Raw genomic sequence first — 14820 nt, forward strand, 5'->3', positions numbered from 1 at the left:
CGGTCCTACGCGTCGCGGGGGTGCGGGTAGCGCACGCCCGGCCGCCGACGGTGACGAAACTTCTCCACCCGGTAGGCTTTACCCGGTTAAGAAAGGGGCCGGGATGAGCGGCAGGCACGGCGACGACGGCCAGGTGGCCCAGGACGGTCCCGGCGGGCAGGACGGTTTCGGTCCGGGCCCGGCGTCCGGTCTGGCGTCCGAACTGGCGGCGGAGCGGGACTATCTCGCCCGCAGCCGCCGCGCCCTGGGCGGCATGCGGCAGGAGGCGGCGGGGACCCGGGTGGCCGAGGGCGACGCGGAGGTCGACAAGGTCACGAACGAGTACCTGCGGGTGGCGCGGGCGCGGAGGGTTCTCGGCCTCGCGGGCGGCGACGGCACACCGCTGTTCTTCGCCCGCCTTGACTACGTCGATGGTGGTGATCGGCACGGCGGCGGTGACCGGGTGCCCGTGGCGGTGGCGGGGCGGCGGTTCTACCTGGGGCGCCGGCATGTGCGCGAGTCCGCCGGTGACGATCCGCTCGTCGTCGACTGGCGTACCGACGTCGCCCGGCCGTTCTACCGGGCGCACCGCGCCGATCCGATGGGGGTGTCCCGCCGGCGGCGCTTCGGGTATGACGGCGGGGAGCTCACCGCGTTCGAGGACGAACCCCTCACGATCGAGGCCGCCGCCGCTGACCCGGTGGGACCCGCACCGGCGGCGCGGACGCCGGCCCCGGTGGACGGGCTGGTGGCCCGGGAGATCGAACGGCCCCGCTCGGGGCCGATGCGCGACATCGTCGCCACGATCCAACCCGAGCAGGACGAGATCGTCCGCGCCGGGCTGGACCTCAGCCTGTGCGTGCAGGGCGCGCCGGGCACCGGCAAGACCGCTGTCGGCCTGCACCGGGCCGCCTACCTGCTCTTCGCCCACCGGGAGCGCCTCGCCCGCGCCGGGGTCCTCGTCGTCGGGCCCAACCGGGCGTTCCTCGGCTACATCGCCGCCGTGCTGCCCTCCCTCGGGGAGAGCACCGTGCGCCACGCGACCCTCGACGACCTCCTCGACCCCGCCCCCACGACCTCCACCCGCGCCGGCGCCGCCCGCCGGGCGGAGCCCGCCGCGACCGCGACCCTCAAGGGCGACGCCCGCCTCGCCGACGTCACCCGCCGCGCCCTGCACGACGGGCTGCGCCCACCCACCGGCCCGATCGCCGTGCACACCAGCCTCGGCCGCTGGACCGTGGGGGAGCAGGAGTTCACCGACCTGCACGCCGAGACCCTCGCCGCGCTGCACGCCGGCACCCTGCGCTACGGCGCCGCCCGCGACCGCCTCGCCGCGCGCCTCGCGGCCTCGGTGCGCCGCCGCGCCGAGGCCGGCGGCCACCATCTCACCGACGGCGCGCTGCGCACCCTGGCCCGGGGCCGGTCGGTGCGCGACGCCGTCGAGGCGGTCTGGCCGGCGGTCGACCCGGCCGTCCTGGTGCGCCGCCTGCTCACCGACCCCGCGCTGCTCGCCCGCGCCGCCGCCGGCCTGCTCGACCCCGCCGAACAGGCCACCCTGCTCGCCGCCGCGCCACCCGGCCCGGTCCGCGCGCCGCACTGGTCGGCCGCGGACCTGTTCCTCCTCGACGAGGTCCGCCATCTCGTCGAGGGCACCGCCGGCGTCGGGCATCTCATCGTCGACGAGGCGCAGGACCTCGCCCCCATGCAGTGCCGGGCGCTGGCGCGGCGCTGCGCCGACGGGTCGATGACGGTCCTCGGCGACCTCGCCCAGGGCACCACCCCGTGGGCGGCGACGTCCTGGCCGGCGCAGCTCACCCACCTCGGCCGGCCCGGCGCGCACCTGGAGGTGCTCACCCGCGGCTTCCGGGTACCGGCGCAGATCCTCGCGTTCGCCGGCCGGCTGCTCGCCGACATCGCCCCCGACCTGCCCCCGCCCACCTCGGCCCGGGCGACCCGCGGTGCCCTCGCCGTGCTGGCCACCGCGGACGTGCCCGCCGCCGTCACCGAGCACGTCCGCGCCGCGCTCACCCGCGACGGCTCCCTCGCGGTGATCGCCGCGGACCCCGACGTCGCCGCGCTCGCCGCCGCCCTGCGCGCCGCGGCGCTGCCCGTCGACGAACTCACCGCCACCGGCTCCCCGACCCGGTTCTGCCTCGCGCCCGCGTCGCTGGCCAAGGGGCTGGAGTTCGACCACGTCATCGCCGTCGAACCGGCGGCGATCGTCGCGGCCGAAAGCCGCCCGGCCCTCGGCCTGCGCCGCCTGTACGTGGTGCTCACCCGGGCGGTGAGCGCACTGACCGTCGTGCACGCCCACCCGCTGCCCGCCGCCCTGCGCACACCCGGGATGACCTGAGCGCGCAGGGTCACAGCAGGGCGCAACGTGCCCGCGATCACGCGGACATATCCGGCCCGATCCGGCCAGCCGTCGTGTGGCCGCGGCGCGAGTGGGAGAAAATGGCGATGTGGGAGCCGAACGCAACGTTCTCGGTGGGGATCTGGAACCCTGCGGTACCGACCCGGTCACCGGGTTCTACCGTGACGGGTGCTGCAGCACGGGCTCGGAGGACATGGGTAGTCACACCGTCTGCGCGGTGGTGACCGCGGAGTTCCTGCGCCACCAGCGTCAGGTGGGCAACGACCTGTCCACGTCCCGGCCGGAGTACTCCTTCCCCGGGCTGCGCCCCGGTGACCGCTGGTGCGTCGTCGCGATCCGCTGGCTGCAGGCCTACCACGCCGGCGCAGCCGCCCCGGTCGTGCTCGCCTCCACCCACGAGCGGGCGCTGGAGGTCATCCCGCTGGAGGCGCTGCGCGCGCACGCCGTCGACGTCCCGGCCGACCCGCGTTCGCTGGGCTGAGCCGCCCGGCGGCCGGGCCCGACGGCCCGGCCGCGTCACCCCTCAGTCGATGACGTCGGGTTCCAGACCGACGGTCAGCCAGTCCGCGTACGCCAACCCGGTGATCTCCTCCAGCCGGGCGATGTCGTCGGTGAAGTACGGCAGCACCGCGCGGCGCTGCTCGGGGGTGAGCTTCGGGCGCCCGCCGCGCTGCCGCCGCAACGCGCTCAGCAGCGGCCCGCGCACCGCCCGACGCGCCGGCACCGGGAAGTGATGGCCGATCCGACCCCCGGTCCGCAGCGCCGCCCGCAGCGCGGCGTTGACCGGGGTGTCCGCGACGAACGGCGTGACGTTCTCCGACGGCACCAGGTCGACCAGCCCGGTCTGCACCCCGAGGAACTCACACACCCGGTCCAGCGTCGCCACGGGGGAGTCCCGCAGGTCCCGGTAACGCAGCAGCAGCACCTGCTCCCGGGAGAACAGGCCGAACAGGTGCGCGAGCTGCTCGCCGTACAGACCGAGGGACACGTAGTGCCAGAACGGCGCCCAGCCGGCCTCGCGCCGGACCTGCTCCAACGCGCAGGCCCGCACGAAGTCCCGCTCCGACTCCAACCCCGCCGCCCACAGATGCGTCCAGTTCGAATGCGCCCGGTCCACCGGGTTGCGCAGCAGGACCACCAGGCGCGCCTTCGGCAGCAGCCGGCGGATCCGGTTCTGCGCGTCGAGGTCATACAGGTAGAACGGCGTCGCCTCGCCCCGCAGGGCACCCTCCGGCGCCGGATCGAACAACCGTTCGTAGTCCGACGGGCGCCAGACGTGCTCCTGGTAGGTCTGCGCGTCCCCGGGCCCGCCCTGGGCCGGCGGCGGTCCGGCCGAGAGGAAGAACTTCGGCTCCTTCACCGGCGGCAGGTACAACGCGGGATGGCGGGCCAGCGCGGCGTGCAGGGCGGTCGTGCCGGCCTTCGGCACACCGATCACGAGGAAGTCGGGCAGGGCCAACGGAAACGCTCCGGTCGGGTCGGGAACACGGGTGCGCGCACGAGGATCGACACCACCGCGCAGGTCAGGGACACAGCCGGCGGTACCCGGCCATCTCGACCGGTGAAATCAAGATGGTAGCCGCGACCCCACCCACGCGGGGCGCCCTTCACCGGTCGGCATCCGGGCGGCAACGGTAGGGTTGCGGCGTGGCAACCAGCCGGCAGCATGTGACTCCCACCACCGTGCCCATGCCCGGCCGGCGCCCCGCCGTCACCGTCGCCGAGGCCCCCGGCGCGGGCCCCGGGTTCTGGGCCGGCGCGCCCAGCGTCGTCCTCGCCGACGACGTGTTCTACCTGGCCTACCGGCTGCGCCGCCCCGTCGGCGCCGGCCGCGGCTACGGCCTGGTCATCGCCCGCTCCACCGACGGCGAGACCTTCACCGAGATCGCCACCGTGCCCCGCGACCCGTTCGGCGCCGAGAGCCTGGAGCGCCCCGCCCTCGTGCGCACCCCCGAGGGCCGCTGGCGGCTCTACGTCAGCTGCGCGGCGCCGAACAGCGCCCACTGGTGGGTCGACCTGCTCGAAGCCGACTCCCCGGACGCCTTCGACCCGGCGAGCACCCGCACCGTGCTACCCGGTGACCCGGCCAGCCTCGCCGTGAAGGACCCGGTCGTCGCCCTGCACGGTGGCGTCTGGCAGCTCTGGGCGTCCTGCCACCCGCTGGAGGACCCGGACGCCACCGACCGCATGGACAGCCGCCACGCCACCAGCCCCGACGGCATCACCTGGACCTGGACGGGCACCGCGCTTGCCCCCCGCCCCGGCCACTGGGACGCCCGCGGCGTGCGGATCAGCGCGGTCCTCACCGACGGCCCGCAGCCCGTCGCCTTCTACGACGGCCGGGCCAGCGCCGACCAGAACTGGGCGGAACGCACCGGCCTCGCCGTCGGCGTCACCCCCGACCGCTTCCACGCCGTCGGCACCGAACCCGTCGCCGCATCCGCGCTCGGCGACGGCGCGCTGCGCTACGTCACCGTCGTCGCCCTCCCGGACGGCGGCCACCGGCTCTACTACGAGGCCGCCCGACCCGACCGCAGCCACGAACTGCGCACCGAACTGCACCCGCCCGCCTGAGCCGCGCACGGACGGTGATGGGGCATCGGTCACGGCCAGGCAGCCACCGGCCCCGCCAGGACCTATCGTGGCCCTCACAGGGTCCGCCGACGCTTGCCGGACAACAAACGCACAGGTCATCAGCCTGAACCCGGGCCAACGGGTGACCCTCGCGCGGCGGTGAGGGGAGACGCGGCATGCGCGAGATCGCGGACGCGCTGCGACGCTGGCGGGCGCAGGGCACCGGCTTCGCGCTCGCCACGGTCTGCGGGGTGCGCGGCAGCGCCCCGCGCCAGCCCGGCGCCGCGATGGCGGTCGCCGAGGGCGGCGAGGTCGTCGGCAGCGTGTCCGGCGGCTGCGTCGAAGGCGCCGTGTACGAGGCGGCCGCCGAGGCGCTGCGCACCGGCCGGCCCGCCCTGGAGAGCTACGGGATCTCCGACGCCGACGCCTTCGCCGTCGGGCTGACCTGCGGCGGCACCCTCGACATCATCATCACCCCGCACCCGCCCGGACCCGCCGCCGCCCTCGACGGCGTCCTCGACGCGCTCGCGGGGCAGCAGGCCGTGGCACTGCTGACAGTGATCGACGGCGAGGCGCTCGGCGCCCAGATCGCGGTGTGGCCCGACCGCGGCGCGGGTTCGCTCGGCGCCGGCGGCCTGGACGTCGCCGCCGCCGACGACGCCCGCGGTCTGCTCGCCGCCGGCCGCGGCGGCGTGCGCCACTACGGGCCGCGCGGGCAGCGCCGCCCCGACGGGGTGCCCGTGTTCGTCCAGACGTTCGCGCCACCGCCGCGGATGCTCGTGTTCGGCGCCATCGACTACGCCGCCGCCCTCGTGCGCATCGGCCGGTTCCTCGGCTACCGGGTGACGGTCTGCGACGCCCGCCCGGTGTTCGCGACCCGGGCCCGCTTCCCCGACGCCGACGAGGTCGTCTGCGCGCGCCCCGCCGCCTATCTCGACCGGGTCGCCGTCGACGACCGCACCGTGATCTGCGTGCTCACCCACGACCCGAAGTTCGACATGCCGCTGCTGCGCGCGGCGCTGCGCTCCCCGGCGGCCTACATCGGGGCGATGGGATCACGGCGGACCCACGACGAACGGCTGGACCAGCTGCGCGCCGACGGCCTGCGCGACGCGGACCTCGCCCGCCTGCACTCCCCGATCGGCCTCGACCTGGGCTCCCGCACCCCCGAGGAGACCGCCGTGTCGATCGCCGCGGAGATCATCCAGAGCCACTGGGGTGGCTCCGGCCGCCCGCTGCGCGAGACCTCCGGGCGCATCCACACCGAACCCGCCGGGACGCCCACCGGCAGCGCCGCGACCTCGACCTGGCTGGGCGCCACCCGCTGAGGGACCGCGCCGCGCCGGCCCGTTGGCACCGGCCGGGACGGCCCGTACACGGAGGTGCCCCGCGCTTCGGGGACCCCACCGGCCGCGCCGGCCGCCCCTGTCAGGGCCGTGACCTGCGAGCTTGACCGATCTCGGCAGGTGGGCGCGGGTGGCGTGCGTTGACCGGAGATGGTTAGCGGACATTAACTGTTTTGGGGGGTGGTAACGCGCCGATCGGGTGTCCGGCCACGCCGCCGAGCAGCGACCCGAGGAGCGACGTGGACGAACCAGGCGAACAACCGGCCGCCCGAACCCCGGTCCCGACCCCGGTCCCGACCCCGGTCCCGGCCCTCGCGCGCACGGCGCGGTCCCGGCGCCTGGCGGCCGTGCTGGGCGTCGGCGGCACGCTGACCGCGGTGGCACAGATGTCGATCGTGCCGCTGCTGCCGACACTGCCGCGCCTGACCGGCGCCTCGGTGTCCGACGTCAGCTGGCTGCTGACCGCCACCCTGCTCGTCGGCGCCGTCGTCACCCCGCTGTTCGGCCGCGCCGGCGACATCTTCGGCAAGCGGCGCATGCTGCTGATCGCGCTGGCGACGCTCACCGTCGGATCCCTGCTGTGCGCGATGACCTCCCAGCTGTGGTTGCTGATCGTCGGCCGCGGGCTGCAGGGCGCCTGCCTCGCGGTGGTGCCGCTGTCGATCAGCATCCTGCGTGACGAGCTGCCCCCCGAGCGGGTCGGCGGCGCGGTGGCGATGATGAGCGCGACCGTGGGCATCGGCGCCGGCCTCGGCGTGCCGTTCGCCGCGATGATCATCCAGTTCGCCGACTGGCACGTGATGTTCTGGGTGACCGCCGCCCTCGGCTTCGCCGACCTTCTCGGCGCGTTCCTGATCGTGCGCGAGTCACCGGTGCGCGCCCCCGCCCGCTTCGACCTGCCCGGCGCCATCGGGCTCGCCGCCGGCCTGCTGTGCCTGCTGCTGGCCCTGTCCAAGGCCGCCGCCTGGGGATTCACCAGTCCGCGCCTGGCCGGCGCGCTGATCGCCGCGGTGGTGATCCTCACCGTCTGGGCCCGCTGGCAGCTGCGCGCCACCGACCCGCTCGTCGACCTGCGCCTGGCGCGCCGCCGCGCGATCCTCACCCCGAACCTCGCCGCCCTGCTCGTCGGCTTCTCGTTCTACGCCAACTCGCTGTCCACCTCCCAGCTCGTCCAGATCCCCCGCGACACCGGCTACGGCCTGGGCCTGTCGGTGCTGGCCAGCGGGCTGTGCCTGCTGCCCGGCGGCGTCGCGATGGTCCTGCTCTCGCCGCTGGCCGCGCGGATCACCGCGCGCCGCGGCCCGCGGGTCACCCTGCTGGCGGGCACCGCCACGCTCGTCGCCGGCTACGCCGTGCGGATGGCGACCCTCGGCAGCATCCCGACGATCATCGCCGGGGCGACGGTCGGCGCCGGCGGCACGGCCCTGGCCTACTCGGCGATGCCGATGCTGACGATGCAGGCGGTGCCGCGGACCCAGACGGCCGCGGCCAACGGCCTCAACGTGCTGCTGCGGATGGTCGGCCAGGCGCTGTGCAGCGCGGCGATCGCCGCCGTCCTCGGGCATCTGACCGCGCCGAGCGCGCACGGCCCGCAACCCACCCTGGGCGCCTTCCGCCTCGTGTTCGCCGTCGCCGGTCTCGCCGCGGCGCTCGCCGTCGCCGCGGCCGGCCTCGTCCCCCGCGCCCCCGCCGACGGGCGGCCTGCCGCGCGTCACCGCCTCGCCCTGTCCGTGCGGCTGCGCCCCCGGGGTGTCGCCGGCGCCGCGGCGGGCTGCCTGTACGGCGCCGACGGGCTGCCCCCGCCACTCGCCCCGGTCGTGCACGCCGCCGTCGTGCCCGCCGGCGCGGCGTCCGCCTCGCCGGCCGCGAGCACCACCCACCGGTAGGCTGCCGCGGTGGGCACAACCGGTGACGGGGCGTCCCGGGCCGGCTCGCTGCTGATCCGCCGGGCGGAGCTGACCGCGCCGTTCGCCGCGCCGTTCGCCGCGCCGGCGCCCGGCAGCGGCGGGCCCCGTGGGATCGCCGACGTACGCATCGCCGGCGGGCGGATCGTGACGATCAGCGCCGCGCCGCTGCGGGCGGCGCGCGGGCAGCCGGTGCTCGACGCGGACGGCGCCGCCCTGCTGCCCGGCCTGCACGACCATCACGTCCACCTGCTGGCTCTGGCGGCGGCGGCGTCCTCGGTGCGCGCGGGCCCGCCGCAGGTCACCGACGCCGCCGGCCTGCGCGACGCCCTGCACACCGCCGCCGCCTCCTCCCTGGCCTCGGCGGGCGCGGGGGCAGGCGCGGGCTGGCGGTGGGTGCGCGCCGTCGGCTACCACCCCAGCGTCGCCGGCGACCTCGACCGCCACCGCCTGGACGCGCTGCTCGCCGACCAGCCGGTACGGATCCAGCACCGCGGCGGCGCGCTGTGGGTGCTCAACTCCCTCGCGCTGCGCCTGGCCGGCGTCGCGGACTGCCCGCTGCCCGGGGTCGAGCGCGACGCCGCCGGGCACCCCACCGGCCGGCTGTGGCGCCTGGACGACTGGCTGCGCCGCGCCGCGCCGATACCGCGGGTCGGCGCGGACCTCGCCGCGCTCGGGCGGCGCGCCGCCGCCGCGGGCATCACCGGGTTCACCGACGCCACCCCGGGGCGCGCCGACGCCGAGCGCCAGCTGCTCGCCGACGCCGCCCGGACGGGCACCCTGCCTCAGCGCCTGGTCCTCATGCGCCCGGAACCGGGCAGCTCAGCACCTGGAAGCTCGGAGCCGTCCGCGGCGGCGGGGGAGCGCGGCCCGCACACCGCGACCCCCGAGGACGGTGCTGGCGGGGAACGGGGCGCCGACGGCCCGGTGAAGATCATCCTTGATGATGACCGGCTGCCCGGCCTCGCCGCGCTCGCCGAGCGGTTCGCCGCGGCCCACCGCGGCGGGCACCCGGTCGCGGTGCACTGCGTCACCCGGACGCAGACGGTGCTCACCCTCGCCGCGCTCGAGCTGGCCGGCCCCGCCCCGGGGGACCGGCTGGAGCACGCCGCGGTCGTGCCGGCGGAGCTGCACGGCGCGCTGCGCCGCGCCGGGCTGACCGTGGTCACGCAGCCGAACTTCATCGCCGAACGCGGCGACCGCTACCGCGCCGACGTCGTCGAGGAGGACCCGGCCACGCTCTACCCGGCGGCATCGCTGCTACGCGCCGGCATCCGCCTGGCCGCCGGCACCGACGCGCCGTTCGGCGATCCCGACCCGTGGCGGGCGATCCGCGCGGCCCTCGACCGGCGCACCGCGGGCGGCACCGTGCTCGGCGCGCCGGAACGGCTCACCGCCGCCGCGGCCCTGGCCCTGTTCCTCGGCGAACCGGGCGACCCGGCCCGCCCGCGCGTGGTCCGCGCAGGCGCGCCCGCCGACCTGTGCCTGCTGGACCGGCCGCTGGCGGCGGCGCTCGCCGACCCGTCGAGCAGCGCCGTGCGGCACACGATCGTCGCCGGCACGCCGCTGGGGTGAACGCCCCGCACCATCCGTGACGGCCCGCGGGCCGTCACGGCGGGTAGCGCGGCGGTGGGGTGGGCGCCGCGGCGGGCAGGCCCCTGACCAGGCGGGCGGCCTGGTGTGCACAGTGTCACCATGGATCCGAAACCTGACCCTCAGCGGCTCAGCCTCGCCAGCTACCCGGCCAGCCACAGCGTCACCGCGCGGTACGGCGACATGCACCTCAACCGGCAGCTTGACAACGTCGCGCTGGCGTCGTTCTACCAGGACGCCCGCCTCGCGATGCACCTGGCGCTGTTCGGCAACGAGTCGCTGACGGTCCGGCCGTTCACCCTGTCGGTCGCCCGCACGGCCATCGACGTCCTGGACCGGGCGACGTTCCCGGGCACCTACACCCTCGGCGGCGGCGTCGGCCGCATCGGCCGGACGTCGTTCACCCACGTCTCGGGCCTGTTCCGCGACGGTGTCTGCCTCGGGCTGTCCGACACCGTCATGGTGCACCTCGTCGACGAGGTGCCGGTGGTGATCCCGCCGCGGCTGCGGGCGCTGCTCGACACCATCTCGTTCCCCGCCCGCCCCGGGGGCGCCGCGCCGCGTGTGGCGGGGGAGCGGACCACGGGCGACGACCGGGCGGCGGAGATCCCCGGCCAGACCCCGGCGGGGCACCCGGCGCCGTAGCGGGCACCGACCGAGCAGCGGATACCGACCGGGTAGCGGATACCGACCGGGGGCGGCGCGGGGTCCCGGCGGACGGGCGCCGCCGCACCCACACCAAGATAATCAACGCTGTTGACGTCACGCCGACGCCATGCTGATCATCCAGTCAGGTTGCGGACCGCCATCCAGGCGAGCGCCGCGGCGCCGAGCCCGTAGGCGACCGGTGCCGGCACGGGGGCGTACCGGCCCTGCCACACCGCCCGGCCCTGGCGCGCCAGCAGGGCGGTGAGCGGCGGTGCGCAGACGAGCGCGAACGCGTTGTCCCGGCCGGCGGCGCCCAGGTGGCCGTGCAGGAGGCTGTACACGGCCCGCAGGGATCCGCACGCCGGGCAGTCCAGCCCGGTCAGGTGCCGGATCGGGCACAGGGGCATCGGGATCGCCGGGTCGTGCGGGTCATGGCCGGCGAGGTAGAGCAGCCCGGCGCAGGCGGCCACGGCGACGCCGAGCCCCAGCACGCGCCGGCGCCGGGCCAGCGCCGCGGGGACGGCGCCGGCGCGGGTGTCCGCGGCGGGCGGATCAGTCACGCAGCGGCCGGCCGTTCTTGTCCCGGACGTTGCCGGTCAGCATCATGATGCCATCGATCAGCGCCCACACGCCCAGGCCGCCGCAGGTGAACAGCTGGGCCAGCGCGATGCCGGTGTTGCCGAGGTACCAGCGGCCGGCGCCGACGCCGCCGAGCAGGATCTGCAGCAGCCCGGCGGTCAGCTTCTGCTTGTCCGAGTACGCCTCACCGGTGATCGGGTGGCGCCCGAACGGAGCGGCCTGGTCGAACGGCGCCGGGCTGCCGTAGCCGGGCGGCGGGTAGCCGGGCGCGCCGGGCGGGTAGCCGGGCTGGCCCGCCGGCCCCGGGTATCCGCCCGGGCCGGGATAGCCCTGCTGCTGATAACCCTGCTGCGGGTAGCCCTGCTGCGGGTAGCCGGGCTGGCCCTCACCAGGTCCGGGCTGGCCCTGGTAGCCCTGCGGCTGGTCCTGCGGTTGCCATGGCGACGTCATCTGTGCTCCCAGGGAATGCGCGGACCCGGTGTACCGGTTGTGCGCGCCGTGGCGGTCCGCCGCCCGGATCTGCCCTGCTGGCAGGCCCGGGCGGTGCCGGTGGCGCGGAATCGAGGCGATGCTACCGAGGCCGCCCGGGCCCGCGACAGCCGTTCCCCGCCCGCCGGCTGTCCGATACGCGACCCGTCACACAGGGTCGGCAACCGTGGCCCATGTGTGATCTGCGGGTGGCGCGGAGATAGCCCCTTCGTGCGTGCGCGATCGCTCGTCCGTGGCGTGGCCACCGGGAGGACCAAAGTCCTGTTGCGGTCGGCGGGAAAGGCTGCTGACTCTCGCCGGGGTACGCCCGGCGTCGTACTGACCTGCGGATCTGAAGGCGTTCTCGCCGCCGCCGCGCCCGACCCGCGGGAACCCGTTTGTCGGGGCGTTTCCGAATCGCGGCCGCGGGCGCCGCGACGGACCGGCGGCGCCACGCCAACAATCGACGTCCAGTGGACAAGCACCCCGATTCCCGCGACTGGATCCGTCGTTTTCTTCTACAGTTCACCGCGGGTCCCCGTGTCGTTGGCCCGGTGCGGCGCGCGGCGCCCGGCGGGTGCTGCCGGTGCCGTGGGAGGAACCGGACCAGCGACCTGGAATGCCGTTATCGGCACCCGAACGGCCGGAAAGGCGAGGTGCATGGGGTTGCGGTACGAACACGGCGAGGCGGCCGGCGGGGGGCATGCCGGCATCGGGTTCGACCAGGCGGTGATGGAGACCCTCGAACCGCTGGCCGAGAAGTACGGGCTGTTCGTGGCGGAAAGGACCTGCTGGCATGTCCTGTTCCGCGGCGCCCACCGAATCCTGGACGTGGCCTGCGATCCGTGGACGTGCTGGGCGCTCGGCGCCCGCATTGGGATGTGGTCGGAGTCGGATTCCGGGCCGGCCCGCGGCGGCGCCGACGCCGCTAACGGCCAGCGCGGCCTGAGCGTGCAGGACGTTCTGCATGCGGTATACGGAATGCGGGAGAATGCCTGGCCGTGGATCGCCGGCTCACCCGCGGAACTGCGCGCGGTCCTGCACACCCTCGCCGGCCTGGTGGACCGGTACTGCGCCGAGTTGTTCCTGGACGACGAGGCCTTCGCCCGCGCCGAACGCCTCGTCGCCAGTGCCGCGGCCGAACGCGAGGCGTTCGTGCGCCAGTTCGAGGATCGCTGAGGGCGCACGGGGATCGCGCGGGGCGTTCGGGGCGCACGCACAGCACCCGCGGCCCCGCGCGCCGCGTTCGGGACTCGCCGGCGTGCCCGGGGTTCGCCCGCGGCGTCCGGCCACGCCGTCGGCGTAGCCTTCGGTGACCACCGGCGCGCCGGGGATGGATCCGGCCCGCGGCCGCGCGTCGGCGCCGGCCGGTCGGCGCGTGGGCCCGCCGGGCCGGATGTCCGCCCCCGCGAGGTCCGAACGTCCCCCGGACAGGCAACCTCTGGCGGTCGCGGGCGCGGCGCCGGGCGGCGAGCATGACCTGTGAGAACCATCGAACGCCGCTGTTCGACTGTTCGACGGTGGAACGGGCGTCGACCGCCAGGTCCGTGAGACTTCCACGTAACCCCGGGAGAGGCGATGACCGTCCAGTCCGTACGGGATGCGCTGCCCGGCGCAGGCGCCGGCGCCAGCCGCGGCACACCCGGCCCGCCCGTCCCACCCGGCCCGGCCGCGGTGACCCCGGTGGGCATGGTGCGCGCCGCGCGGCCGTCCGCGGTGTTCGCCGCGAACGCGCAGGCCGCCGCCGTGTCGTCCTCGGGCACGGTGTCCTCCTCGGGCACGGGGTCCGCCGGGGCTGTGGCGCACCCTGGCGCGTCGCCGGCCCCGCCGCGGCTGCGCGCCCCCGATCTCGCCGACCTTGAGGCGGGGGAGATCCACGAGACCCCCGGCGCCGTGCTCTACCTGAGCGCCGAGCGGGTCTACAAGCGCCGCAAACCCGTCGAGGCGGCGTTCACCGACGCCGACCGTGAGGCCCGCGAGGCGCTGTGCGCGGCGGAGGTGACCCTCAACCGCCGCCTGGCACCCGACGTCTACCTCGGCGTCGCCGACCTGCACGACGACGCCGGCACGCTGGTCGACCACCTCGTGGTGATGCGGCGGATGCCGGCCAGCCGGCAGCTGTCCACGCTGGTGCGCCGCGGGCACCGGGTCTCCCCGATGCTGCGCGCCGTGGCCCGCGCGCTGGCGGTGTTCCACCAGCGCTGCGAGAGCGCCCCGTGGATCGCGGCGCTGGGGGAGCGCGGCGCCCAGGAGGAGCTCTGGCGCCAGACCCTGGCCGGGATCTCCGCCTACCGTGGCAACCAGCTCGACGCCGCCGTCGTCGACGACATAGGCATGTTGGCCCGCCGTTACCTCGCCGGGCGCGGCGAGCTGCTCGCCGAACGCACCCGGGCGGGCTGGATCCGCGACGGGCACGGCGACCTGCTCGCCGAGGACATCTTCTGCCTCGACGACGGCCCCCGCATCCTCGACTGCGTCGAGTTCGACCCGCGGCTGCGCTCCGGGGACGTCCTCGGTGACGTCGCCTCGCTCGCGATGGACCTGGAGCGCCTCGGCGCCGCCGAGGAGGCCGCCGAGTTCCTCGAGGCCTACCGGGAGTTCAGCGGCGAGGTGCACCCCGCGTCGCTGCAGCACTACTACGTCGCCTACCGGGCCTGCACGCAGGCGATGCTCGCCTGCGTGCACGGCCACGGCGACCCCGACGCGCCCGAGCGGGCGCGGCGACTGCTCGCCGTTGCCCACCGCCACCTGCGGGCCGGACGGGTGCGCCTGGTCGTCGTCGGCGGCATGCCCGGCACCGGCAAGACCACGCTTGCCAGCCGGCTCGCCGAGGTCGGCGACGGCTGGGTGCTGCTGCGCAGCGACATCCTGCGCCAGGAACTCGTCGGCGAGGCACCCGCCGACGCACCGCAGGCCACCGACGGCGCGGACGACAACGGCTTCGGCGTCGGCCGCTACGCCCCGGAGATCACCGACGCGACGTACGCGGAGATGCTGCGCCGGGCCCGCACGGCGCTGTGCCGCGGGGAAAGCGTCGTGCTCGACGCGTCCTGGTCCAGCGCCCGGCACCGCGACGCCGTCGCCGACCTCGCCACCGACGTGTGCGCCGACCTCATCGAACTGCACTGCGTGACCGCCCCGGAGGTCGCGGCCGCCCGCATCGCCCGGCGCTTCGCCGCCGGTACGGACCCCTCACAGGCCACGGTCGCCATCGCGGCGGCGATGGCCGCCCGCGCCGACCCGTGGCCCTCCGCGACGATCGTGCGCACCGCCGTCACCGTCGCCGAGGCACTCAAGACGGTGCTCAACCACCTCGACTGACCATCCCCGCGCCGACCCGACCCCGTCGCCGTCG

Annotated in this window: 12 protein-coding genes; 9 read left to right on the top strand and 3 right to left on the bottom strand. The window is 76.1% G+C overall.

The window, feature by feature from the left end; all coding sequences use genetic code 11:
• The first annotated feature begins 103 nt into the window (after positions 1-103).
• Both MXD60_RS15540 and MXD60_RS15545 read left to right on the top strand, forming a co-directional pair.
• Positions 104-2332, top strand: a complete 2229-nt coding sequence (locus MXD60_RS15540) for a HelD family protein (RefSeq protein WP_248819775.1) — start codon at positions 104-106, stop codon at positions 2330-2332.
• 109 nt (positions 2333-2441) lie between these two features.
• On the top strand, positions 2442-2834 hold the full coding sequence (locus tag MXD60_RS15545; RefSeq protein ID WP_248819776.1) for a DUF2237 family protein: 393 nt from the start codon (positions 2442-2444) through the stop codon (positions 2832-2834).
• Positions 2835-2876: 42 nt separating this feature from the next.
• Here MXD60_RS15545 and MXD60_RS15550 read toward each other — a convergent pair whose 3' ends face one another.
• Positions 2877-3812 (bottom strand): sulfotransferase family protein, encoded by a 936-nt coding sequence (locus tag MXD60_RS15550; RefSeq protein ID WP_248819777.1) that lies wholly within the window; start codon positions 3810-3812, stop codon positions 2877-2879.
• 188 nt (positions 3813-4000) lie between these two features.
• Here MXD60_RS15550 and MXD60_RS15555 point away from each other — a divergent pair, with 188 nt between their 5' ends.
• The 5 genes from MXD60_RS15555 to MXD60_RS15575 all read left to right on the top strand — a co-directional run bounded on the left by MXD60_RS15555 (position 4001) and on the right by MXD60_RS15575 (position 10415).
• Positions 4001-4927: a glycoside hydrolase family protein gene (locus MXD60_RS15555; protein WP_248819779.1), complete on the top strand. Its 927-nt coding sequence runs from the start codon at positions 4001-4003 to the stop codon at positions 4925-4927.
• A gap of 176 nt (positions 4928-5103) precedes the next feature.
• Positions 5104-6255 (top strand): XdhC family protein, encoded by a 1152-nt coding sequence (locus MXD60_RS15560; RefSeq protein WP_248819780.1) that lies wholly within the window; start codon positions 5104-5106, stop codon positions 6253-6255.
• A 257-nt stretch (positions 6256-6512) separates the two neighbouring features.
• Complete coding sequence (locus tag MXD60_RS15565; protein ID WP_248819787.1) at positions 6513-8159, top strand: MFS transporter; 1647 nt, start codon at positions 6513-6515, stop codon at positions 8157-8159.
• A gap of 9 nt (positions 8160-8168) precedes the next feature.
• A complete protein-coding gene (locus tag MXD60_RS15570; RefSeq protein ID WP_248819789.1) occupies positions 8169-9752 on the top strand; it encodes an amidohydrolase family protein in 1584 nt (527 codons plus the stop codon).
• Between the two features lie 120 nt (positions 9753-9872).
• Complete coding sequence (locus MXD60_RS15575; protein ID WP_248819791.1) at positions 9873-10415, top strand: acyl-CoA thioesterase; 543 nt, start codon at positions 9873-9875, stop codon at positions 10413-10415.
• Between the two features lie 137 nt (positions 10416-10552).
• Here the strand turns inward: MXD60_RS15575 and MXD60_RS15580 are convergent, their stop codons facing one another.
• Together MXD60_RS15580 and MXD60_RS15585 are read right to left on the bottom strand one after the other, a co-directional pair.
• A complete protein-coding gene (locus tag MXD60_RS15580) occupies positions 10553-10978 on the bottom strand; it encodes a DUF2752 domain-containing protein (RefSeq protein ID WP_248819793.1) in 426 nt (141 codons plus the stop codon).
• Positions 10971-11447 carry a TM2 domain-containing protein gene (locus tag MXD60_RS15585; RefSeq protein ID WP_248819795.1) on the bottom strand — a complete coding sequence of 159 codons (477 nt, stop codon included), beginning with the start codon at positions 11445-11447 and terminating at the stop codon, positions 10971-10973. Before MXD60_RS15585 ends, MXD60_RS15580 begins: the two co-directional genes overlap by 8 nt.
• Before the next feature lie 678 nt (positions 11448-12125).
• Here MXD60_RS15585 and MXD60_RS15590 point away from each other — a divergent pair.
• Together MXD60_RS15590 and MXD60_RS15595 are read left to right on the top strand one after the other, a co-directional pair.
• Positions 12126-12644: a hypothetical protein gene (locus tag MXD60_RS15590; protein WP_248819797.1), complete on the top strand. Its 519-nt coding sequence runs from the start codon at positions 12126-12128 to the stop codon at positions 12642-12644.
• Between the two features lie 399 nt (positions 12645-13043).
• Positions 13044-14786, top strand: a complete 1743-nt coding sequence (locus tag MXD60_RS15595) for a bifunctional aminoglycoside phosphotransferase/ATP-binding protein (RefSeq protein ID WP_248819799.1) — start codon at positions 13044-13046, stop codon at positions 14784-14786.
• Positions 14787-14820 lie beyond the last annotated feature (34 nt).

The organism is Frankia sp. AgB32 (assembly GCF_023243045.1).
In the GTDB taxonomy this organism is placed as follows: Bacteria; Actinomycetota; Actinomycetes; order Frankiales; family Frankiaceae; genus Frankia.